The organism is Enhygromyxa salina, from assembly GCF_000737335.2.
Lineage (GTDB): Bacteria > Myxococcota_A > Polyangia > Nannocystales > Nannocystaceae > Plesiocystis > Plesiocystis salina_C.
Map to the genome: position 1 here is coordinate 36,943 of NZ_JMCC02000015.1, position 21,997 is coordinate 58,939.

Annotated in this window: 19 protein-coding genes and 1 other RNA gene; 9 read left to right on the plus strand and 11 right to left on the minus strand. The window is 67.1% G+C overall.

The genetic code is table 11. The annotated features are described in order from the left end of the window. Positions 1 to 61: 61 nt before the first annotated feature. On the plus strand, positions 62 to 436 hold the full coding sequence (locus DB30_RS07680; protein WP_052547355.1) for a hypothetical protein: 375 nt from the start codon (positions 62 to 64) through the stop codon (positions 434 to 436). 67 nt (positions 437 to 503) lie between these two features. Here the strand turns inward: DB30_RS07680 and rnpB are convergent. The 7 genes from rnpB to DB30_RS07715 all read right to left on the minus strand — a co-directional run bounded on the left by rnpB (position 504) and on the right by DB30_RS07715 (position 7,437). After that, positions 504 to 881: RNase P RNA component class A (gene rnpB, locus DB30_RS07685), an RNA gene on the minus strand. Positions 882 to 988: 107 nt separating this feature from the next. After that, on the minus strand, positions 989 to 3,277 hold the full coding sequence (locus tag DB30_RS07690; RefSeq protein ID WP_052547356.1) for a SulP family inorganic anion transporter: 2,289 nt from the start codon (positions 3,275 to 3,277) through the stop codon (positions 989 to 991). 97 nt (positions 3,278 to 3,374) lie between these two features. Beyond that, the gene (locus DB30_RS07695) at positions 3,375 to 3,785 is read right to left on the minus strand and encodes a hypothetical protein (RefSeq protein ID WP_052547358.1); all 411 of its coding nucleotides are present in this window, start codon (positions 3,783 to 3,785) and stop codon (positions 3,375 to 3,377) included. Positions 3,786 to 3,819: 34 nt separating this feature from the next. Further along, positions 3,820 to 4,656 (minus strand): ferrochelatase, encoded by an 837-nt coding sequence (locus DB30_RS07700; RefSeq protein ID WP_146658250.1) that lies wholly within the window; start codon positions 4,654 to 4,656, stop codon positions 3,820 to 3,822. Continuing rightward, entirely contained in the window at positions 4,635 to 5,597 is a 963-nt protein-coding gene (locus DB30_RS07705) for a prenyltransferase (protein WP_052547361.1), read from the minus strand. Before DB30_RS07705 ends, DB30_RS07700 begins: the two co-directional genes overlap by 22 nt. 115 nt (positions 5,598 to 5,712) lie before the next feature. Then, the gene (locus tag DB30_RS07710) at positions 5,713 to 6,984 is read right to left on the minus strand and encodes a DUF4215 domain-containing protein (protein WP_052547363.1); all 1,272 of its coding nucleotides are present in this window, start codon (positions 6,982 to 6,984) and stop codon (positions 5,713 to 5,715) included. 234 nt (positions 6,985 to 7,218) lie between these two features. After that, positions 7,219 to 7,437, minus strand: coding sequence for a hypothetical protein (locus DB30_RS07715; protein ID WP_052547364.1), 219 nt, complete (start codon positions 7,435 to 7,437; stop codon positions 7,219 to 7,221). Here DB30_RS07715 and DB30_RS07720 point away from each other — a divergent pair. The 3 genes from DB30_RS07720 (at position 7,436) to DB30_RS07730 (ending at position 12,708) form a co-directional block, all read left to right on the plus strand. Further along, positions 7,436 to 8,962, plus strand: a complete 1,527-nt coding sequence (locus DB30_RS07720) for an amidohydrolase (protein ID WP_240480186.1) — start codon at positions 7,436 to 7,438, stop codon at positions 8,960 to 8,962. The two genes, DB30_RS07715 and DB30_RS07720, sit on opposite strands and share 2 nt — an antisense overlap. Continuing rightward, the gene (locus tag DB30_RS07725; protein WP_146658251.1) at positions 8,959 to 10,290 is read left to right on the plus strand and encodes an amidohydrolase family protein; all 1,332 of its coding nucleotides are present in this window, start codon (positions 8,959 to 8,961) and stop codon (positions 10,288 to 10,290) included. Before DB30_RS07720 ends, DB30_RS07725 begins: the two co-directional genes overlap by 4 nt. 99 nt (positions 10,291 to 10,389) lie before the next feature. Then, positions 10,390 to 12,708: a type VI secretion system Vgr family protein gene (locus tag DB30_RS07730; RefSeq protein WP_052547368.1), complete on the plus strand. Its 2,319-nt coding sequence runs from the start codon at positions 10,390 to 10,392 to the stop codon at positions 12,706 to 12,708. 49 nt (positions 12,709 to 12,757) lie between these two features. Here the strand turns inward: DB30_RS07730 and DB30_RS07735 are convergent, their stop codons facing one another. The 3 genes from DB30_RS07735 to DB30_RS07745 all read right to left on the minus strand — a co-directional run bounded on the left by DB30_RS07735 (position 12,758) and on the right by DB30_RS07745 (position 16,501). Next, complete coding sequence (locus DB30_RS07735) at positions 12,758 to 14,485, minus strand: DUF2330 domain-containing protein (RefSeq protein ID WP_052547371.1); 1,728 nt, start codon at positions 14,483 to 14,485, stop codon at positions 12,758 to 12,760. A gap of 195 nt (positions 14,486 to 14,680) precedes the next feature. Then, a complete protein-coding gene (locus DB30_RS07740; protein ID WP_052547373.1) occupies positions 14,681 to 15,784 on the minus strand; it encodes a fatty acid desaturase family protein in 1,104 nt (367 codons plus the stop codon). A 117-nt stretch (positions 15,785 to 15,901) separates the two neighbouring features. Further along, positions 15,902 to 16,501, minus strand: coding sequence for a hypothetical protein (locus DB30_RS07745; RefSeq protein WP_052547376.1), 600 nt, complete (start codon positions 16,499 to 16,501; stop codon positions 15,902 to 15,904). 14 nt (positions 16,502 to 16,515) lie between these two features. Here DB30_RS07745 and DB30_RS07750 point away from each other — a divergent pair, with 14 nt between their 5' ends. From DB30_RS07750 to DB30_RS07770, 5 genes are read left to right on the plus strand one after another with little or no spacing between them, the layout of a single operon-like run. Then, the gene (locus DB30_RS07750; RefSeq protein ID WP_153258253.1) at positions 16,516 to 16,656 is read left to right on the plus strand and encodes a hypothetical protein; all 141 of its coding nucleotides are present in this window, start codon (positions 16,516 to 16,518) and stop codon (positions 16,654 to 16,656) included. Continuing rightward, the gene (locus DB30_RS07755; protein WP_146658252.1) at positions 16,653 to 17,705 is read left to right on the plus strand and encodes a succinylglutamate desuccinylase/aspartoacylase family protein; all 1,053 of its coding nucleotides are present in this window, start codon (positions 16,653 to 16,655) and stop codon (positions 17,703 to 17,705) included. Before DB30_RS07750 ends, DB30_RS07755 begins: the two co-directional genes overlap by 4 nt. After that, the gene (locus DB30_RS07760) at positions 17,702 to 18,880 is read left to right on the plus strand and encodes an SDR family oxidoreductase (protein WP_146658253.1); all 1,179 of its coding nucleotides are present in this window, start codon (positions 17,702 to 17,704) and stop codon (positions 18,878 to 18,880) included. Before DB30_RS07755 ends, DB30_RS07760 begins: the two co-directional genes overlap by 4 nt. After that, a complete protein-coding gene (locus DB30_RS07765; protein ID WP_052547379.1) occupies positions 18,877 to 19,938 on the plus strand; it encodes a sulfotransferase family protein in 1,062 nt (353 codons plus the stop codon). The genes DB30_RS07760 and DB30_RS07765 overlap by 4 nt, the downstream gene beginning before the upstream one ends. A 1-nt stretch (position 19,939) precedes the next feature. Then, positions 19,940 to 20,788 (plus strand): bile acid:sodium symporter family protein, encoded by an 849-nt coding sequence (locus DB30_RS07770; RefSeq protein WP_052547381.1) that lies wholly within the window; start codon positions 19,940 to 19,942, stop codon positions 20,786 to 20,788. 43 nt (positions 20,789 to 20,831) lie between these two features. On the opposite strand, the gene DB30_RS07775 is transcribed toward DB30_RS07770, so the two are convergent. Next, positions 20,832 to 21,992 (minus strand): hypothetical protein, encoded by a 1,161-nt coding sequence (locus tag DB30_RS07775; protein ID WP_146658256.1) that lies wholly within the window; start codon positions 21,990 to 21,992, stop codon positions 20,832 to 20,834. Positions 21,993 to 21,997 lie beyond the last annotated feature (5 nt).

The window sequence follows — 21,997 nt, forward strand, 5'->3', positions numbered from 1 at the left end:
CGACATTACACGACGCGGGCAGGCCGCTCGCGAGCCGCCGAGAACGTGCGACACTCGGCGCGTGTTCGAGGATCTCGAGACCCAAGGCGCGCGCCGGGCCGTGTGGTTCACCCTCGGCGGGGCCATGCTCATGGTCTCGTGCTACTGGGGCTTTCGCTACTTCGTACACATCGCCGCCTACGCGGTCGACGTCGGCACCCCAACCAGCCGCGACGCGGTGGGCCACGCAGGTGCCCCGCTCGCGCTTGGGCTGACCGCGGGCATGGTGTTGTTCTACATGGGCACGGTGCGTCTGCTCGTCGGCCCCAAGATCGACGCGATCGACATCAGGCGCCTGACCGCGCCCGGGCTGCTCTACGCGCTGGGGTTCGCAGGCTGCGTGGGCCTGGTCGCCTGGCTGGTCGTCGGCTTCTTCAAGATCGACCTGTTCGGCTGACCAAGCTGACCAAGCCAGGCCAGGCCACCCCGGGTTGCCGTCCCGCCCACAAAAAAACAGAAGCAAAGGGGCTCAGAGGATCGTAAGCCGGGTTTTGTCCCTGAGTTCGTTGCCTCGCTCAGGTGGTGATCATTCTTCTACGCGGCACTACCCGGGACGGGGCGGGCCACCCCTTGTCTGTCACCCGAAGGCTCGAGACGTGTCCCTGTTCGGCCTTGCTCCGAGTGGGGTTTACCATGCGACCCTCGTCACCGAGGGACCGGTGCGCTCTTACCGCACCCTTTCACCCTTTCCGACGCGAACGCCGGTGGTTTGCTTTCTGTGGCACTTTCCTGCGGGTCACCCCGACTTGCATTTCGCAAGCACCCTGCCCTGTGGGGCCCGGACTTTCCTCGATCTGCGAGCTGCGTGAGCAGCTCCGACCGCGATCACCTCAGCCTCTGAACCCCTTTGCTTCCGAGGGAGTGTTTAGCACAGGTCGGGGGGCGGTTGTAGAGGGTCTGCGGGCGGCCGGCCCACCGCCGAAGCGGTGGGCGGGCCGTGCGGCGTTCGCTACTCGGAGCTGTCGTCGAGACCGATCGCTTCGTCGGTCATGAACTCCATCGTGCCGGTCGAGACGTCATAGAGCGCCCCAACAATTGCGATTCGCCGATCCTCGACCAGCTTCGCCAGGGTGTCGCTCGAGCTGATGATCCGCTTGGTCACGGCGAGCACGTTGCGCCGCGCGACCTGGTCGATCAGCTCGCTCCGACGCTCGTTCGATAGCTCCTCGAACCCGCTCAAGTCGTCGGTGTCCACGCAGCCCAGGATGTCCTCGATGATCGTGTGAAGGTGCTGGCAGCGAGGCAGGTCCTCGGACGGCGCCGGCGGCGTGACCGTTTGATTGACGGCGGCCGTCACGGCCCCACAGCGGGTGTGCCCGACGACCGCGATCAACCGTGACCCGGCCACCTCACATGCGTACTCCATGCTGCCGAGCACCTTGGGGCTGATCACGTTGCCGGCCACCCGCACGCTGAACACGTCGCCAAGTCCCATGTCGAACAAGAGCTCGGCGGGCGTGCGCGAGTCGATGCAGCTGAGCACCACCGCTAGCGGGTGCTGACCTTCGGCGGTGGCCCCGATCTGCCGGGCGAGATCCCGGTTGAGTCGCTGACCGCTGGCGAAGCGCTGGTTGCCCTGACGCAAGATCTCGAGCACCTGCGCGGGAGTGACCTGATCCTGCAGCTCCCGGGTGGAGTAGTCGACGTACAGGACCTTGTCCTCGAGCTCGTACTCCTCGTTGAAGCCGACCATGGACAGCTCCACGCCGCGGGCCGGCGCCCGCACGTCACGGTATTCGCGGATCAGCGCGAGCACGTCCGGATCGATGTAGGTGCTGGCCTGGGCGTCCAGCAGCACGTGACTGCCCCGGGGAATGTCCTCGAGCACCCGATCGAGCGCGGTCTGATTGAGGAACGAGACCTGCTCGGCGAGCTCGATGTGAAGGACCTCGTTGCCAAGGTGCTTCTCGGCGATGCGCCGGACCGGCCGACGCAGCTGGCGACTGAGGATGAACAACACGGTCACGCCCATGCCAATGCACAGACCAATGAGCAGATCCGTGAACACGATCGCGACGACCGTGGTCGCAAACGGGATGAACTGATCCCAGCCGGCGTCCCACATCTTGCGGGCGACCGCGGGGCTGGCCAGGCGGAACCCGGTGAGGAGCAGGATCGCGGCCAGACACGACAACGGGATCCGGTTGAGCACCCACGGCAGGCCAACGACCATGACCACCAGCAAGATCCCGTGCCAGATCGCCGAGAGCTTGGTCTTGCCGCCGGCCTGAATGTTGACGGAACCGCGGATGATCACCGAGGTGATTGGGAGGCCGCCGAGCAACCCCGCCACCATGTTGCCGGCGCCCTGCGCGAGCAGCTCGCGGTTTGGCGGTGAGCTGCGCTGCTCGGGGTCGAGCCGGTCGACCGCCTCGAGGTTGAGCAGGGTCTCGAGCGAAGCGACCACCGCGATCGTCACGGCGGCCACATAGATGCCTGGGTTGGACCACTGCGAAAAGTCGGGCCAGGTCAGGAGATCCAGGAAGCCCGATACGCCCTCGACGACCGGGACCTGGACCATGTGACTGACCGAGATCGCCCACGGGCCGCCGAGCTGCTCGAACACGACGCTCAGGCCGACGCCAAAGAGCACGACCGCGAGCGGCGCCGGAAAGCGCTTGAGCTTCTCGGACTTACCCCACAGCACCAAGAGCAGAAGCGAGAGCATGCCGATGACGGCGGCGCCCACGTGCAGGTGGTTCACGATCTCGAACAGCTCGGAGAAGGTGTTCTCGCGGTCGGGTTGCTCGAAGGCCATCTCGCCTTCGGGATCACTGTCGTGCCCGAACACGTGGGGGATCTGCTTGAGCACCAGGATCACCCCGATCGCGGCGAGCAGACCCTTGATCACGCTGGTTGGCACAAACGACGCGAGCGCGCCCGTGCGGGCCAGACCCAAGCCGAGCTGCATCACCCCCGCGATCAGGACGGCGAGCAAGAACGCCTCAAAGCTGCCGAGCGCGGCGATCTGCGCGAGCACGACCGCGACGAGGCCAGCGGCTGGGCCGCTGACGCTGGTATGCGAGCCGCTGAGCGAGCCAACGACAATGCCGCCAACGATGCCGCTGATCAGCCCAGAGATGAGCGGGGCACCCGAGGCCAGGGCGATGCCCAGACACAGCGGCAGCGCGACCAAGAACACCACCGCGCCGCTGAGGAGATCGCTGCCAAGCGTGGCGCGCAGCCCTTGAGGCTTATTTGAAGGAGAAGAAGAGGGAGAATTGAGGTTTTTTTCCATGCGAACAGAGCCAAATAGATCGACGAGACAACGACAGCGCGAACGCGCTGCACCCTGCCAGCGACCTCGTCAACGAGGCCGCCAGGACGGACCCAGTTCAGGACTGGGGGTCTTCTTCGTCGTCTGGTGGCAATGATCGCCGGAGCCAGCGTGAGCGAGGGATCGTCTGCACCTGCGGCGCGATCACGCGGGGCACGCGAAGCTCATCGAGGGAACGTCCGCGGGCCCCGCCGCTCGTGTGCAGGCGACGCGACGCGTCCACCTGCACGGCACCGAGTTCGATCGACTCGGTGTCGTGGCAGGGCTCCGTGACCAGGTGCGGGGCGAACTCCCCGCGCTCGCCTTCCCGCTCGCCTTCCCGCTCACCCTTGATGGACGAGGCACCAGCGGTGCTCAACATCACGGCCGAGATCACCAGCGAGAACGCCAGGCGCAGCAGCCATGCGACGGTCTGGTCGACCGTCGACCTGCCCGCGAGGAGCCGGCGCTGGCGAGAGACCTGGGGCATCGGCGGTGGACTCTAACACGCGAAATCCCGCTGGCTACGTCGAACCCGAAGACAGCAGGAGCCCGAGTTCGTGAGCGACCTCGACTCGCCGGGTTGCGAAGGGTTCGCGCCAGCGCATACTCCAATCGCGGCGAACACCGTTAGCGTCCCAGGTCGGCACGGGGATCAGATCCCGGCGGGCGAGCTCCCGGTGCAGCGCGATCTCGGCTGGCGGTTCGCGCGAAAACTCGAAGGGGTTGCGGGCTTGGTCGTCGGGCAAGCTGGGGTACTTGCTGTCATCCTCGCGAATCAGCTCGAGCAGCTCGAGCCCGCGCGCGTGCATGTACACCAAGAACCGCGGCGAGAACGGGCCGGGCACCTCCGCGTGAAGCGAGGGCTCGCGCGCAACCCACTTGGCCCAGTCAAACCCGTACACGAAGTCGTGCACGTACGAGAAGTTGATCGCCGTCGCGCGGCCGTAGAGGTGTTGGAGCGCGGCCATGCGCTGGAATTGATCCTGGACATGGCTGATCGCGGCAGCCGTCTCGAGCGCGCGCGCCTGGCTCACGATCGCCGCGGCGATCAAGTCCAGATCCCAAAACAGATTGCCGGGAAACGCTTCGACCTGGGCCAGCGCGAGCGCGCACAGGCCCTCGGCCACCGGCGCGGCGAGGGCCTGCGCCAGCTCGCCAGAGTTGACGGCACCGTCGAGCTCCGCAAGCGCGCGGCGGTGGACGCCGCGCAGCGGGGTGGCCAGCTCGCGGGCGGGATCCAACGTGCGCAGCGGGCCCACCCGGCCCTCGAGCGCTTCGGTCGTGGCGCGCAGCTGCGCGTCGATGTCGGGCGCGGACCGCTTGGCCGCGAGCGCCATCAACCGCGCCATCCCCCGCATGAGCCGATCATCGTCAGCGCGATCAGGGCGACGGAGATCAGCGCAGCGCTGCGCCATTGAGCCTGGTGGAGAAAGTGCTTGTAGCGCCGCTGTGCGACGAACGCGTTGGTCTTGGCCTCGGGGCTGACCGCTCGCAGCCGCCGCCAATTGACCAGGATCACGATGACCGCGAGCGCGCCGATCGGGGCCGGCACCGCGCCGCTGATGCGCATGCTCACCGCCCAGATCAGGCACGCCGCCAGCACCAAGCGCTCGACCAGCGCGCGGGCGGCACGGTTGCCGTACTCGCTCGCGTAGGTTCGCTTGCCGCCCCGGCGATCGCTCTGCTCGTCGGCGAGGCCGCTGGCGACCGCGCTGGCGATCGCCAGCAGGAAGAACCCCGGCACCAGCCACAGCTCGCGCACCCACACCGAGGCGCCGCTCTGCAAGAACAGGTGAAAGCAGGGCAGCGCCAGCCCCACCCCGAGGCCCTCGAGCCACTCGCCGCCGCCGCGATAGTTGAGCCGCAGGGGCGCGAAGCTGTAGGCCAAGAACAGCGTCTGCAGCCCGAGGGCGGCCCAGCCCAGGCCGGGCCGGGCCAGCAAGTGCTCGGCCACGAACGCCGCGCCCACCACCGCGAGGCCAGCGATCACGCCTGCAGTCAGCACCGCCGAAGCCGGCAAGATCTCGTCGGGGATCGTCTTGGGCGAGCAGTCATCCGGAAACATCTGCCGCTTGATCCGATCGACGCGGCGGTCGCCCCAGTCGTTGAGGAACACCACGAACAACAGCTCGCAGAGCGTGATCGCGAGTCCAAGTCCGAACGCGAGCGGGTTCAGCTGCCCCGCCGCCGCCACGCCCAACGCCTGACCGAACAGCATGGGCACGAGCAACTTTGGCCAGCTGTCGAGCTTGGCTGCGTAGGTCCAGCGGCCGATCAGGCTGCGTGAGGCTGGGTGCACGCCGGGACGGTAGCAGAGCCGCCCTGCACACGGGAAATGTGCCTAAAGTCCCCTCACAGAGGCCACTCCTGGCATCGCGCACAAATTACCCGTTGGGGGTCCAAAGGAACCCAGCTCAGTTCTTTTGGCACACGCTGATGCGCGTGTAGGTGCCCGAGGTGATGTTGTTCCAGTAGGTGCAGTCTGGGGCGCCCTGACAGCCAAGGCACGGACCCGTGTAGTAGTTGGTGTTGCCGTCGACGAAGTGCCAGGCGTTGTCGCCACCGCCGCAGCTGTTCTGGTCCACGCAGCAGCTTGGCGCGTTGCCGCAGGCGGTCGCGTAGGCGTACTCGTCGCGGTACTTGGCGATCACCTCTTCGCAGTAGCCCTGGTTGAGCCACTCATCATAGGTGACCTCGTTCCAGCCCATGCAGCTGTCGCAGAAGGTGGGCCCGGCGTCGGCGGAGCGGCACGAGAACCGCACGCAGCGACCGGCGTCGGTCAGGCAGCCAAACTCGCCCCAGCAGTCGTTGCCGCACTCGGCGATGCACATGGCGTCGCAGCCGTCGTCGCTGACGTTGTTGCCGTCGTCGCAGGTCTCGAAGCCCTCGTGCACGAAGCCGTCGCCACAAAACGCGTCCTGACAGCTACCCGGGCACACGTCCGAGTCTTCGAAGTTGCCGTCGTCGCAGCCCTCGACGCCCTCTTGCAGGTGCCCATCACCACAGATCGCGTTGGTGCAGGTGACCGAGATGCACGCGTCGGTGTCGAGCATGTTCCCGTCGTCGCACTCCTCGACGCCGGCCCGAAGGTAGCCATCGCCGCAAAACGCCAGCTGACACGCGGGACAGTCGTCGGTCGTGTCGCTGTTGCCGTCGTCGCACTGCTCGCCCTCTTGCACGACCCCGTCGCCGCAGGTGCCTGGCAGACACATCGAGTTGCAGCCGTCGGCCTCGTTGTCGTTGCCGTCATCGCACTCTTCCACGCCCGCTTGCACGAAGCCGTCGCCACAGCTGGCGACCACGCAGCCCTGCACGCACGCGTCGGTGTTGTCGGTGTTGCCGTCGTCGCAGGCTTCGAGACCCTCGTAGACGAAGCCGTCCCCACACGCGGCGATCGTGCAGTTGGGAGTGCAGTTGGCCGACTCGGCGTTGCCCGGCCCAAGGTCACACTCCTCACCGGGGTCGACGACGCCATCGCCACAGCTGCCGGGGCCGGTTTCGGTGCCCGTGCCGCTGGTCTCCGCCGTATCGCCGTCGCCGTCGCCGTCGCCGTCGCCGTCGCCGGTCGTTTCGGCGGGCAGGGTCGCGAAGGTGTTGAACCCCGCGTCGCCAGAGTCGTCGGAAGGACACCCCGTCAAGAGCAGCGGAAACCATGCGGCGACAACGAGCGAGCGAATGCGTCCCATGGCGCGGATTTTATCATGGGCGCTGTCGGGCGATCCCACGATTTGTAGCGGCTCAACCGAGCGAGCGCTCGGTCATGAGCACGTCTTTGGCGCGCGCGAACTCAACCTCGATCTGCTCGAGCAACGCGGTCGCTTCGCGCAGTTGACCGCGCGCCCGCGCAGGCCTCGAGCGCGCGACACGGCCCGGCCAATCGCCGCCCCCCGAGCGCGCCCCCACGACACCCGAACACCGAGCTATTCGCGCAGTTGCTGCACGTCGAGCACCGTCTTTGCGACCCACCCACCAAACGCCACGCGAAAAAAGATCGCAACGATGATGAAGGCGGGGAGCCGGTTGCAACCCGGGATGTGGGGCCCGTGTCGGGTTGATCCGTCGCCACGCGCCCAAGGGGCCTCACTATCATCGATCGTGTGTTGCGGTGGCCGGGCCTCGCAGCGTAGCTTCCCCGCCATGCGATCGAAGATGGCCCTGTGGCCGCTGATGCCAGCGCTCGCGCTGGCGATCTCGCTTGGCTGCGACAAGCCAACGAGCACCACGACGCCCCCCGATGGCGCCAGCGACGGCGCGGACGAGCAAGTCCCCGCCAACGCCGAAGATCCCGATCCGCAGGGCCGCGCCACGCTGTTGCGCGCCGGCAAGGTCATGAGCGCGACCGGGGTCAGCTACTCGCCCGGCGCCGTGTTGTTCGTGGGCGACGAGCTGGTCGCCGTGGGTGCCCCCGGCGACGTCGAGGCCCCCAAAGACGCAACGGTGATCGAGCTCGGGGCCGACGCCGTGATCACGCCGGGCATCATCGACACCCACTCGCACATGGGCGTGTACCCCTCGCCGGGGCTCTCGGGCCTCAGCGACGGCAACGAGATGAGCGGCCCGATCACGCCCTACGCCCGGGCCGAAGACGGGTTCTGGCCACAGGACCCGCAGCTCGCCCACGCGCTGGCGGGCGGCATCACCACCGCGCAGATCCTGCCCGGCTCCGCCAACCTGATCGGCGGGCGCAGCTTCACGATCAAGCTGCGACCGGGCGCGCGCTCGGCCGAAGACATGCGGTTTGCCGGGGCGCCGGCCGGGCTCAAGATGGCCTGCGGCGAGAACCCCAAGCGGGTCTACGGACAAAAGGGCGGCCCCGTCACCCGCATGGGCAACGTCGCCGGCTACCGCAAGGCCTTCGAAGAGGCCGTCGAGTACCAGCGCAAGTGGGACACCTACCGGCGCAAGCTCGCGCTGTGGGAGGTCGGCGAGACCGACTCGCGCCGGGCCAACGCAGCACCCCAAAATTCCAAGCGCGGCAAGCCGCAGCCACCACCCAAGCGCGACGAGAAGCAGCGCCCCGAGCCACCGTCGCGCGACTTTGGGCTCGAGACCCTCGTGGGCGTGCTCGACGGCGACATCCTCGTGCACATGCACTGCTACCGCGCCGACGAGATGTCCTTGATGCTCGAGTTCGCGGCCAGCTACGGGTTCGAGATCCGCAGCTTTCACCACGCGGTCGAGGCCTACAAGATCGCGGATCGGCTCGCCGCCAACGACACCGCGGCCTCGATCTGGGCCGACTGGTGGGGGTTCAAGGTCGAGGCCTACGACGGCGTGCGCGAGAACGCGGCGATGGTGACCCAGGCCGGGGCCCGGGCGATCATTCACTCGGACTCGGCAACGGGGATCCAGCGGCTCAACCAAGAGGCCGGCAAGGCGTTGTTCGCCGGGCGCAAGGCTGGAGTAGAGATCAGCGACGAGCAGGCGCTGAAGTGGCTGACGATCAACCCGGCGTGGGCGCTGGGCGTCGACGACCAAACCGGCTCGCTCGAGCCCGGCAAGGCCGCCGACCTCGTGGTCTGGAACGGCAGCCCGTTCAGCGTGTACAGCCAGGCCCAGCTGGTGTTCATCGACGGCGAGCTGGTCTACGAGCGCGGCCCCAACAGCCGGCCGCGATCCGACTTCGACCTGGGCCTGCGCGACGAGCTGCGAGGTGCGCCATGAAACGGATGAACCGCATGACCCACAAGATCCTCCCGGCGCTGGTGCTGCTGCTCTCGCCCCTGTTGGTCCCCGCCGCGCTCGAGGCCGCGCCGCCCAGCCGTGGCGCGCAGGCCGAGCCGCTGCCCGCCGCGGTGTTCGACAAGCTGATCTTGTCCAACGCCAAGATCGAGGTTGGCGACGGCACCGTGATCGAGGGCGGCTCGATCCTGATCGAGGACGGCAAGATCGTCCGGGTCGAAGCCACGACGATCACCAACGTCGCCAAGTCGGTCACCCTGGATCTGCAGGGCAAGCTGATCACCCCAGGGCTGATCGCCGCGGACACCACGATCGGCGTGGTCGAGATCGGCGCCGAAGACAGCACCCACGACGACGCCCGCCACGATCCCAACCCGATCAAGGCCGGCTACGACCCGGCGCCCGCCGTCAACGCCGACTCGACCCTGATCTCCATCCAGGCGATCGAGGGCGTGACGACGGCCGCGGTCGCGCCCCAAGGTGGGTTGATCTCGGGCGAGGTCGCGTGGATCGATCTGCTCCCAGGTGATCACGCCAACATCGTCGCGGCCTCGGGGGTGTCGGTCGCTGCCAACTTTGGGCGCGCCTACGCGGGCTCGCGGGCGGCCTCGCTCGCGCAGCTTCGCCAGGCGTTCGAGGACGCCAAGTGGTACCGCGACAACCAGCGCAACTACGAGCGCAACCAATCCCGCGAGCTGGTCGCCCATCCTCTGGATCTGCGCGCGCTGTGGCCGGTGCTCGACCGCAAGATCCCGCTGGTCGTGCGCGCGGACCGGGCCAGTGACTTGCTCGCGCTGATCGAGCTGGGTGAGTCGCTGTCGATCTCAATCACGATCCTTGGCGCCAGCGAAGGCTGGAAGGTCGCCAGCGAGCTGGCCGCGGCCAAGGTGATCGTGGTGATCCAGCCAACCGAGAACTTGCCTGGCAGCTTCGACACCCTGGGCGCGCGGCTCGACAACGCCAAGCTGCTCGACGACGCTGGCGTCACTGTCGCGATCGCGCACTTCGACAGCCACAACGCCCGCAACGTCACCCAAGAGGCCGGGATCGCCGTCGCCAACGGGCTGTCGCACGCCGCGGGACTGCGAGCGATCACGCTCAACGTCGCGAAGGCCTACGGCATGGACAGCGAGTACGGCACGATCGCCCCCGGGAAGGTCGCCAGCCTGGTAGTCTGGGATGGGCCTGATCCCTTCGAGCTCTCGACCTGGGCCGAGCGGGTCTGGGTGCGTGGGCACGAGCTGGACATGACATCCCGTCAGACACAGCTGCGAGATCGCTACATGGATCTCGAAGCCTTCGCGCCCTGAGTCAGCGACAGCCCGACCGTCCAAGGTCGTGCTTGATCGACAGTCGTGACCGGGTGATGCTTGACGCGCGCGCAGGTCTGTCGCGTTTCGGAGCCGCGCATGCCCCCCGAGTCACCATCGCCCTCCGGGGACACACCAGCGCGGGGCCAGCTACCCACGCTGGCATACGAGCTCGAGAGCGGCACGGGCACCCTGCCCGCGGACGTCCGCGTCCACCGGTTTCGCATGACCGAGGCGGTGTCCGAGCCCTACACGATCGTCGTCGACATCGTGACCGCCGAGGTCGACTACGCGTTCGAACATCTGCTTGGCCACGACGCGCAGATCAACCTGGTCCGCGAAGAGTTCGTCCGCTCGGTCTACGGCATCATCACCGCGATCGACTGGCTTGGGCTCTCGGGTGATCACCTGATGCTGCGGCTGACCATGCGCCCCGCGTTTGCGCTGCTGGATCAGCAGGTTCACACGCGCATGTTCCAAGACCTGAGCGTGCTCGACATCGTCGAGCAGGTGCTGAGCACCGAGCTGGGCGTCTACAATCGCAGCTATGACCCAGGTTCGGTCCAGCGCGGGAGCACGCCGCGGGAGTACTGCGCCCAGTACCGCGAGTCCAACCTCGCGTTCGTCGTGCGCCTGCTCGAGGAAGAGGGCATCTCGTACGTGTTCGCCCACGACGACGAGCTCGACGCCGAGCAGCTGCGCCTGATCGACACCGGCACCCAGCTGATCTCGGCCACCAACCTCGACACCAGCGACGTGTTTCCAATGATCGTCCACAACCCGGGCGAGGCCGACATCGAGTCGGTCCAGGCGATCGAGTGGCGGCGCCGGGTGACCAGCACGGGCGTGATGCGGCGCGACTACGACTGGCGCACGCCGACCACGCTGCTCGACAGCGAGACCGACGCGCCCGACGAGCTGCAGCGAACCCGGCGGGTCTACCTGCACGGGGGCCGCCGCTACTTCAACGACGATCTAGCCGAGCGCGCCGCGGATCAGCAAGCTGCGCTCGCGCGACCCGGTCGGCGCGGGTTCGGTCGCGGCAACGCGATCGGGTTTCGGGCCGGGCTCAAGTTCATGCCCGACGGCCACGTGCTCGAGCAGCTCGACGAAGAGCTGCTGCTGCTCCGCGTCGAGCACGAGGGCCACGATCCCTCGGCCCTGCCCTCGCTCGAGGCCCAGTCCGGCCCGCACGGTGGCTACAGCAACATGTTCGAGTGCGTGCCAGCCAGCGTGGTCCTGCGCCCCGCCGCGCTCACGCCCAAGCCCCACGTGCGTGGCCCGCAGACCGCGATCGTGACCGGCCCCAGCGGCGAAGAGATCCACGTCGACGAGTCCGGCCGCGTGTGCGTGCAATTTTATTGGGACGAGGACCCGCCCTACGACGACACCTCGTCATGCTGGATCCGCGTCGCGCAGCGCTGGGCGGGGCCGGCCTGGGGTGCGCAGTTCATCCCCCGCGTGGGCATGGAGGTCGTCGTCGAGTTCCTCGAGGGCAACCCCGACCGCCCACTGATCACCGGCTGCGTCTACAACGGCGCCAACGCTTCGCCCTACTCGCTGCCCGACAACAAGACCCAGAGCGGGATCAAGACCAACTCGTCACCGGGCGGCGACGGCAGCAACGAGCTGCGCTTCGAGGACGCCGCCGGCAGCGAAGAGGTCTACATCCACGCCCAGAAGGACTGGACGATCGCGGTCGAGAACGACAAGCGCCAGACCGTGGGCCACGACGAGTCGCTCGAGGTTGGCAATGATCGCACCAAGCACGTCAAGCACGACGAGAAGATCAACGTCGACAACGACGAGACCATCACGATCGGCCACGACCACACAGAGACGATCAACAACGACATGAGCGTGACGGTGGTCAGCAACCAGACCATCACGGTTGGCAAGGATCACACAGAGACGATCGGCAGCAATCGGACCGAGACCATCGCAACCAACGCGAGCGAGAGCGTGGGCTCCAACAAGACGATCAGCGTTGGCGCGATCATGCAGGTCAGCGTGGGCGGGGCGCTCAACGCCAGCGTCGGCGGGGCCGCGGGGATCGAAGTTGGCGGGGCGATCGCCATGGCCGTGGGTGGCGCGGCAAGTGAGACCGTTGGCGAGAACAAGAGCATCGAGGTCGGCAAAGAGCTGATCATCAAGGCCGCCGAGGCCGGTCAGATCACCACCGGCAAGGCGCTGGGGATCACCAGCGAAGACGCGCTGACGATCAGCTCGACCAAAGACATGTCGATCAGCGGCAAGGCCAAGGCCCTGCTCGAGGCCGCGGACGAGATCACGATCAAGTGCGGGAGCGCGAAGATCGTGCTCAAGAAGAGCGGTGACATTGCGATCTCGGGCGCGAAGATCGACATCAAGGGCTCGGGCCCGGTCAACGTCAAGGGCTCGAAGGTCAATAATAATTAGGGCGCCGCCGCCAACCCCGTTGGGAGAGCTGGCGGCCGCCGTTGACGGACTAGCGGCGTCGTGGCGCCCGCTGGAACCACGCCAGACCAAACAGCGCGAACATGGCCAGCATCGCCTCGGGTCGCATCCGCGAGATCGAGCAATTCCACGGCGAAGGTCCAACCAGCTGATCGTGGTTCGAAGCGTCGATCAGCTCGTCGATCTCCTCGAGGTTGTCGGTCTCGACCTGCGCCGGCCCGACCGTGGGCACCCGCTCGATCCGCTGGGCGCTGGGCATGTCGGCAAAAGGTGGGTACGCGCCGGCCTCGAGCGCGACCTTGCGACCGTCGCTGAGCTCGATCCAATCGGGGCTCTCGTCACACGAGAACACCCGCGTCGCCGTAATGTTGTTGTCAACGGTCCCGAGCGAGCTGGTCTCGTGGAACAGCGGATCCTCGATCATCTCGTGGGGCGAGATCAGCGTGAACATGCGGGTCAGGTAGGTCGCGTCGACCAGCATGTCGAGCGCGTGCTCACCCGGAACGAAGATCCGCTCGTCGAGCTCCGCGGCCAGGCCCGGCTGGGTGTCCCACGCGACCGGATCAATCAGGTCAATATTGGTGAACAGGTCCGACCAAAACGCCTCTTCGTTCATGCCGTCCGGGGCCGGCAAGTAGCGCTGCAGAACCGGGCGCACCTGCGGGTGATAGAAGTCGCAATTCTCGTTGCTGCACAGCATCAGGTCCTGATCCGTGAGCACCGAGACGACCTCTACTGGCGGCAGCCCAACAAAGGACGCGCCGTCCCAGCTGGCGCCCGCGATGCCGGTGGTCGTCACGACCGCGTCGGTGCCAGCGTACTCGGTCACGAACGCCCGCCCGCCGGCCTCGTCGATCGCCAGCGCGACCAGCTCGAGGTAGTTGGTCGCGACCGATCCAAGCCAGTCGAGCTTGGCCAGGTTGAGCTCGACGTGCGGCCAGTTCTGCGGGGCCGCGCGATCGCTCCCCAAGAAGAACGCCCGGATCGCCATGTTCTCGGTCGCGGCGATCCGCGTCAGCCGGATCGGGATGCAAGGCTCGACGCCCGGGTAGCGGATCGCCAGCGGGTGAATCTCGTCGACCCCAACCCCACCGCGCAGCTTGAAGGCCACGAACACGAAGTCATCGTCGAGGTACTCTTGCAGGATCGGCGGCGCGTCGGGGTCTTGCGCGTAGCCTGCCGCGTCTAGCCAGTCCACGATCACGTCGACGCTGTCGCCCGTCAGGACCACATATTCGAACGCTCCCGCGAACCCGCGATCGAGGATCTCGGGCCCCTCGTCGCCGCCTTCTTCACTTCCAAACGTGCCAAAGCCGCTGTCACTGGCGCCATTGATGAAGTCTTCGGAGAAGCTAACACCGCAGCCAAGCCCAACGCCACCAAACCCGCAGTCGCCATTAAACCGGCTGTTGACCGAGATCGTTGGCACCGTGCCCGCGAGCATGTTGGAGAACAGCGCCTGCGAGCCAACCAAGATCTCCGGCACCTGGGAGACCGGGACCAACCACGCGAACCGGTCTGGGTCGCCCTCGTATTGGATCTGAATGTGGGCCTCCGTGTGGGGGCCGTCGTCGCCGTTGTCGATCCAAAACAGGATGTTCTCGCCGGACTGGTCGACCGGCATCACCTGCGGGCCGGCGTCACAGAAGGTCCCACCGCAGGCATCGGCGACGAGCGGGACCAGGGCGAGCCCGGCAACACAGGCCGCGGCGAGGGTCAGAACGAGGGGCTTGGGCCAAGCAGAGTATGTAGAATTCATGAGGTGTCTCGCGAGGTTGGTGGGTCTCGCGATATTCATTCTTGCAGGTGGCGGGCCGACTCGCCAGGCAATAGATTACGCAGCGATTTCGCCCGAGAACCGCGATATCAGCCGCGCAGGTGGCCTGGCGAGGGCCGGCATGACCCAGGAGCGACGTTGGCGTCGCTGATCCGGCCACCCGTCACGACATCGCTGTCACGCGAGCCCAACCGCCTCGCCGCTGCCCATTCGCCGCAGCCACCGATAGTGCGAGCGCAGGGCCGCGCGGAGCTTCTCGGTGGCGCGGTAGCGAACGCCAAATTCCGCGGCCGTCTGCTCGACGATCTTGGCCAGCGCCGGGTAGTGCAGGTGACTGACCCGGGGGAACAGGTGGTGGACGGCCTGGAAATTGAGCCCGCCAACGTACCAGCTCAGCAGCTTGTTGCCCCGGGCAAAGTCGACCGTGGTCGCGAGCTGGTGCGCCGCGAAGTCCCGAGTCTGTGCTTGGGCCTCGCTCGTCGAGGCAAACTCGGCCTCCTCCACACAGTGCGCCAGCTGAAACACGACCGACAGGGTCACCCCACACGCGACCGACAGCGCCGCATAGAACACCAGCCCCTTGCCCAGGCCCAGCACGAGGATCGGGATCAGCAGCGCCCAGGCGAAGTGCACGATCTTGCCGCCAACGAGGATGCCCAGGTCCAGGCCCCGCGGCCTACGGATCCGGTGGGTGCCGATCCGGCCGCGCGCGAGGTTGCTGAAGTCGTCGAACAGAAACCACTTGGCGGTCAAGAACCCGTACAGCGGCCACATGTAGAGGTGTTGGAAGCGGTGGGCCCGGTGGTGCTTCTGACTGGGGGCCATGCGCGCGAACGGGGCCGCGTCCAGGTCATCGTCGACGCCCTCGATGTTTGTATAAGTGTGATGAATGACGCCGTGCTTGACTCGCCATACATACGAGCTCGCACCAAGCAGATCGAGGACCGAGGCGGCGGCCTTGTTGATCCCGCGCCGCTCGGAGTAGGCGAGGTGACCGCCGTCGTGCTGGACCGCCATCCCGAGCCCGGCGGTGGCCAAGCCGCAGCTGAGCCCAAACGCGATCACGGCGATCCATGACCCGGACCCGCCCAGGAAACCCCCCAGCGCCAGCGCGCCGGCGTAGCCCGCGAACAGCCAGGCGAAGATGACCGCCGTCTTGAGCATCATGCGTGCGCCGCCGCCCCGCGAGCGCCCCGTGGCTTGAAAGTAGGCGTCCACGCGGTGCTTGAGCGCGAGCGAGAACGCTGTGCGTGAGTCGAACCGAATCCGAGGATCTTCCACTGCGGGACAGAGGAGCACCGATGCGGCTCGCGAAGTAGGCCGCGCCGCAGGGTACGACACAACGATGACAGCCGGAGACCCCGCACAGACCGGCGCAGACAAACCGGCACGCAGTGCTCAGCGCGACCAGGACATGTCCACGCGAACATCGACCAAGCCCATCTCGCCGCGCCGACCTTGGGGGATCAGCCGACTGGTGAGCTTGGGTTGCTTGCCGCCTGCGTTGCTGATCAGCACGCCTGCGTGACCGTCCAAGCACGCGACCAGCCACGCGCCGAGCGGCTGTGGCACCTCGTGGTAGGCGGCCTTGGACAAGCCCCGCGCGGTCTCGACGATCTCCGCGCGACCAAAGTCGAAGCGCTCGAGCGCCGCGAGTTGCAGCTTCTCGGCGACCTTCTCGGGCGAAGAGGCCATCATGCGCACGCGTCCGAGCACGCCGCCCTCGCGGCGCGCGAGGTCCTGCGCGCGCGCCCGCAGCGACTGCTCCCAGCTGCGCTGCTCGAGCTTGGCGATGATCTCGGTCAGCGGCCGGATCGTCAGCGCGTCGTACCAGCCATCCGCCGTGAAGCGCTGCTCGACGAAGCTGCGGTGCGGACCCGCGGGCATCGCCTCGCACACCGCCTCCATGCCGCCCGGCAGCGTGGCTTTGACGTGCTCGCGGATCCCCAGGTAGGTCGACCCGCGCACGTGAAAGGGGCTCTCACCAGGGGCGTACACCCGCCTACCCTGCCATGAACGCGCAGGATCCCCGAAAAATCGGCGTGCAGCGCCGCGGCGTGCTCGCCGAAGGGCGAATGCGGGCCCGCGCGCTCGATCTGGAGATTGTTGCTGACAGCGACGCCAACCCAGCGCTACTCACCGATCACCAATGAAAGTCTCGACCCATCGCCAGCACCACGTCCAGATCGTCGAGTCCTTCGATCTCGCGGAATTCGAGCCGGGCTCGACGACCAAGCTGCGCGTGTCAATGGTCGGGAATGGGATCGGCGGCCTGATCAGCCTTCCGGTCGTGATCCTGCGCGGGGTCGAGCCTGGCCCGGTCATGGGCTTGACCGCGGCGATCCACGGCAACGAGCTCAACGGCATGCGCGTGATCCAAAAGGTGATCGCGCACGTCAAGCCCTCGCGGATCCGGGGCACGGTGATCTGCGTGCCGGTCGTCAACGTGCCGGGCTATCTCAACAACACCCGCCACTTCAACGACGGCTATGATCTCAACCGGGTGATGCCAGGCAAGCGCGGCGGGACCAACTCGCAGGTCTACGCGCACAGGTTCATGGAGCGCATCGTCTCGCACTTCGACTACATGATCGATCTGCACACCGCCAGCTTCGGGCGGATCAACACGCTCTACGTGCGCGCGGACATGACCAACCCCGACACCGCGTGGATGGCCCTGTGCCAGCAACCGCAGATTGTATTGCACAACAAGGGCGCCGACGGGACCTTGCGCGGCGCGGCCATGGATCGCGGCGTGAAGTCGATCACCGTCGAAGTTGGCAACCCCAACGCATTTCAGTCTGACATGGTCGACGACGGCGCGACCGGGGTCCTCAACGTGCTCTCACGCCTGAAGATGATCGAAGACAGCGAGCATCAGCACCCCGGCGAGCCCGTGGTCTGCGTCAGCTCCTACTGGATGTACACCGAGGTCGGCGGCGTGCTCGAGGTCTACCCGCAGCTCGCAGCCCGGATCCGCAAGGGCGAGGTGGTTGCCTGCGTGCGCGACATCTACGGTGATCTGATCGAGGAGTACCGCGCACCCGAAGACGGGATCATCATCGGCCGCTCGACCCACCCGGTCAACCAAACCGGGTCGCGGGTGATCCACTTGGGGATCGAGGGCACGATCGATCAACATAATCACGCGTACGCGCCCGATGGCAGCACAGATCCCGATCTACCCAACGGGACCGATTGAGCTCGCCCAGTACTCACCCCGGCGCAAACCAGCTAAGATCCGCGGCCATGGGGCTGCACATCGTCACCGGCGGCACGGGATTCGTCGGCTCTGCGGTGATCCTCGAGTTGCTGCGCTCGACCGACGCCCATGTGGTTGGTCTCACCCGCCCCGGCAAGCTCGGCGCCTGGCCGCGACTGCAGCAGACGCTGGAGCACGCCGCCCGCTTGTACGGCTACGGATCGAGCCTGGATGGAGACATCGCGTCGCGCTGCGAGGCCGTGGCGGCCGATGTCTGCGAGCCCAGCTGCGGCATCGCGCCCAGCCCGGAGTGGGCTGGGGCCGAGCTGTGGCACTGCGCCGCTTCGTTGCAGTTCCTCGATCGCTTCGAACAACAGATCTTTCGTACCAACGTCAACGGCAGCCGCCACGTCGCCCAGCTCGCCGTCGCTGCCAAGGTTGAGACCCTCAACATGGTCAGCACCGCCTACGTCGCCGGTACGCGCGCGGGCGTGATCGAGGAGCGCGCTGTCGATTCAGACCTCGCGCAGACCAACAATCACTACGAGCGCAGCAAGATCGCGGCTGAAGCTGTGATCACCCAGGCCAAGCTTCCGCGGGTGCGCGTGCTCAGGCCTGGCATCGTCATCGGTCACTCGCAGACCCACGCCGCGCTCAACTACAACGGGCTCTACGGGTTCCTGCGCGGAATCCACAAGTTCCGGCGGCTGATGGAGCGGACCCAGCGGGAGCTCGGCGATCGCATCGAGGTGCGGATGATCGTCGACCCCAAGGGCACGCTGAATTTGATCCCCGTCGATCACGTCGCGCTCGACGCTGTCGCGCTCGCGCGGGCCAACGCCGGGCCGGGCTACTACCACCTCACGGCAACCCACGCGCCGGCGTCGATCCCCGCCCTCGAGGTCATCTTCGGCTCGGTCGGCATGCGGCCGCCGATCATCGTCGACAGCCGCGAATCGTTCACGTGGCTCGACGAAAAATTCAACAGTCGCGTGGACTTCTATAGCGCCTACCTCGTCGGGCCCAAGCAGTTCTCGCGCGAGCAGATCAATCGTCACCTGCCCGCGTCGCCAAGCCTGGAGTTCGAGATTGACCCCGCCAAGCTGGCTGAGTTCTGTCGTTGGTATGTCGACGGCGTGCTGACCCATCGCAAGCCGATGCCGGTGACGCGGTGAGCAGCGGCGAGCCGCGGCCCGTGATCGTGGTCGGGACCGGGCGCTGCGGCTCAACCCTGTTGTCACACATGTTTCGGGCCCACCCCGAGCTGCTGAGTGTGTCCGAGCTGTTCTCGTTCGCGACCGATCTCGGCGGCCGGATCCCCCAGGCATTCCCCGCGCAGCCGATCACCGGCGCCGAGTTCTGGCAGGTCGTCGGGGGTCGGCACCCGCGACAAAATTTGCTGCTGCGCCACGGCCTGCGCATGCCAGAGGTGCTGTTTCCGCCAACTGGCAGCGACGACATGCTCGCGCGAGGCGTGCCGGCGCTGTTGCTGACGACCCTGCCGCACCTCGATGATCAGCCCGAGCCGTTGTTCGACGCGCTCGAGGTCGCGCTCTCGCCACGGCCCCCCGCGCTGATCGGTGATCACTACCGAGCCCTGTTTCGCAGCCTGCAAGATCAATTTGGGCGGCGGACGTGGGTCGAGCGCTCGGGTGGGACCTTGCGCATCGTTGCGCGCTTGGTCGAGACCTTTCCCGAGGCCCGCTTCATCCACGTGGTACGTGACGGTCGCAACACGGCGATCTCCATGAGCCAACACGTGGGGTTTCGGATGGCGTTGATCTGCTTCTCGCTGCTCGAGCTGCTTGGCGTCGATCCCTTCGAGGATCCCGATCGCAGCGAGATCGACGACCTGCCCGACGATCTCGCCGCCTTGCTACCCGAGCACTTCACCCGTGAGGCGTTCTGGAGCTACGATCTGGCCCCTTCACTGTGCGGCCACTATTGGTCCGGTGAGATCCGTGACGGCGTCGCCCAGCTCCCCCGCGACCGAACCTTGACCGTGCGCTACGAAGATCTCCTCGACTCGCCGGCCGCAGCGATCACCCGGCTCGAGGCATTTGTGGGCCTCGGCGCGCCCAACCCAGCCTGGGTCGATCGGGCCGCGGGCATGGTCGGGCAGGGGCGCTCAGACTGGCGCTCGCTGCCCCCCGCCCAACGTGATGAACTGCAGCGCGCATGCGCGACGGGCTTCGAGGCCCTCGCGGCCCACGGCGTCGACTACGAGCGCTGACATGCTGCAGGACCTCGCCATCAAGCTGCTCGTGGTAGCGATGATGATCGCGGTCGGTCTCGAGCTCCCGCTCGCCGAGCTCCGCGCGGGCCTGCGCAAGCGCGGGTTCTTGGCGGTCGGGCTCGCCCTCAACCTGCTCGTGACCCCGCTCGTGGTGTCTGGCCTGACGGGGCTGCTGGGGCTCGGGGCCGGCGCCAGCGTTGGGTTGTTGATCTGCGCCGTCGCGCCAGGCGGGCCGACGGGGCCGCTGTTCACCCGCATCGCCCGCGCTGACTTGGGGTTCGCAACTTCGCTGCAGGTGTGTCTGTGCTTCGTCGCGCTGTTGACCGCCCCGCTGAGCCTCGAGCTCTTCGCTGACGCGTCGCAGCAAGCTGGCAGCGCGCTGGTGTGGCCAATGATGCGCACCCTCGCGCTGTACCAGCTGCTGCCGCTGTGCGCGGGCATGGTGGTTCGCGCGAGGAGCGAAGCCCTGGCGAAGCGCCTGTCAAAGCCGGTCGGCATGCTCGCCAACCTGCTGCTGTTCGCGGTGATCATCGGGATGCTCGTGACCCGCGGGCACATCTTGCTCGAGCAGCCGCCAAGCGTGCACGCTCTGACCTGCGCCCTGGTGTTGGCCCCGATCGCCGCCGCGTTCGCGTGGCCGGGGCTGCGACCCACGAATTTGGCGGTTGGGTTCGTGACGACCGTTCGAAACCTGTCGGTTGCGCTGTTGCTCTCGGCCAGCTTCTTCGCCGACGACCCAACCGTGGACGCGGTGATCTTGGTGTGGGCGTTCTACATGATGCTGCTCCCTGCCCTGATCGCGCTCGTCTTGGGTCGGCGAGCGCAGACAGGTGAGCCCAGCACGTGAGCGCTCACCAAGGTCTTCGACCCCTGCGAGCCCAGGCCGGTCTCTACGGCGCCGGTTCAGGCTCCGTCACTTCTACTTCAAACCAAAACCAGTTCACGCCCTGCCGCCCATCGCGGACCACGTAATACATGCGAGCCCGGCCATCCACGGGCGCCTCGGTCTCGTCTTGCTCGCCCTGCGTCAGGACCCACTGGTTGTAGCTCATCGGATCATCGCTGGTCCCCGACAACAGCTCGCCCCACGTCCGGTACCAGTCGCCCTGGTACGCCTCGTCGCGCTCTTCGTAGCTCTCGCCGTTGTTGACCGGGATCACGAAGGTCTGCAGGTCTTCCTCGGGGGAGTCGACCTCGACCTGCAGCCTGACCTCGCGCGGGGCCGAGACCACCCCGCCAAATGGAACGATCTGCGCGTTGCCGACCTGCTCGCCTTCGTCGTTGATCACCCCCACGCGCACCTGAGAAATGCGCGGGTTGTGGTCGGGCTCGGGGATGTCTTCGGGGTCGGGCACCTCGAAGCCGGGGATCTCCAGACCAAAGCTTGCCGCGAGCGAGAGCAGCAGCTCGACCGGCCCAATGTTCAAGCGCTGGACCGCATACAGACAGTCGTTGGGCAGGTCGTACTCGCCCCGCAGCAGCTCGGCGGCGCAGGTGTCGGTCGAGGTCCCGCCGGGGACCCCGGCGATCATCGTCAGCTCGATCGCGCCGCTCACAAACACGTTGGCCGACAGCGGCGCCACGTACTCGGGCGTGCCTTCGCGGCCGATCACGCACGGGCTGACCAGCTCGGGCAGCTCGTCACCCGTCAGCGCGTCAAAGCTGGGGGCCGTGCAGTCTGGAATGTCCTCTAGCGCCACTGGCGTGGCCGCCGAGATGCACGCGAACAGCCCCAGCCCCGGGGTCAGCTCGCAGGCCAGCCACACCACGTCGAGGCTGTCCGGGTCCACGATCCCCAGCTCGTTGACGATGTAGGGCGTGATCGTGACGGTCTCGAAGGGCAGCGCCTGGGCCTTGGGTCGGTCGGGGTCGGGCGCCTGATCCGGGAACGGCGAAGCGGTGACGGCCGTCTGGATCGCAAGCACCCGGTGGCTGATGATCACCCGCGCGTCGGGCAGATCTTGGGCGCAGCCAGTGGCGACAAAGCTGACGCAGCAGCCCAGCACGGCGAGCGCAGCGAGCGAGACGGAGTGGGAACCAGAGGCAGACATGACGC

Coding starts and splice junctions, on each gene's coding strand:
- DB30_RS07690 (WP_052547356.1), bottom strand. CDS start 3,277: ATGGAAAAAAACCTCAATTCTCCCTCTTCTTCTCCTTCAAATAAGCCT.
- DB30_RS07695 (WP_052547358.1), bottom strand. CDS start 3,785: ATGCCCCAGGTCTCTCGCCAGCGCCGGCTCCTCGCGGGCAGGTCGACG.
- DB30_RS07700 (WP_146658250.1), bottom strand. CDS start 4,656: ATGCGGGGGATGGCGCGGTTGATGGCGCTCGCGGCCAAGCGGTCCGCG.
- DB30_RS07710 (WP_052547363.1), bottom strand. CDS start 6,984: ATGGGACGCATTCGCTCGCTCGTTGTCGCCGCATGGTTTCCGCTGCTC.
- DB30_RS07720 (WP_240480186.1), top strand. CDS start 7,436: ATGCGATCGAAGATGGCCCTGTGGCCGCTGATGCCAGCGCTCGCGCTG.
- DB30_RS07715 (WP_052547364.1), bottom strand. CDS start 7,437: ATGGCGGGGAAGCTACGCTGCGAGGCCCGGCCACCGCAACACACGATC.
- DB30_RS07725 (WP_146658251.1), top strand. CDS start 8,959: ATGAAACGGATGAACCGCATGACCCACAAGATCCTCCCGGCGCTGGTG.
- DB30_RS07730 (WP_052547368.1), top strand. CDS start 10,390: ATGCCCCCCGAGTCACCATCGCCCTCCGGGGACACACCAGCGCGGGGC.
- DB30_RS07735 (WP_052547371.1), bottom strand. CDS start 14,485: ATGAATTCTACATACTCTGCTTGGCCCAAGCCCCTCGTTCTGACCCTC.
- DB30_RS07750 (WP_153258253.1), top strand. CDS start 16,516: ATGAACGCGCAGGATCCCCGAAAAATCGGCGTGCAGCGCCGCGGCGTG.
- DB30_RS07755 (WP_146658252.1), top strand. CDS start 16,653: ATGAAAGTCTCGACCCATCGCCAGCACCACGTCCAGATCGTCGAGTCC.
- DB30_RS07770 (WP_052547381.1), top strand. CDS start 19,940: ATGCTGCAGGACCTCGCCATCAAGCTGCTCGTGGTAGCGATGATGATC.
- DB30_RS07775 (WP_146658256.1), bottom strand. CDS start 21,992: ATGTCTGCCTCTGGTTCCCACTCCGTCTCGCTCGCTGCGCTCGCCGTG.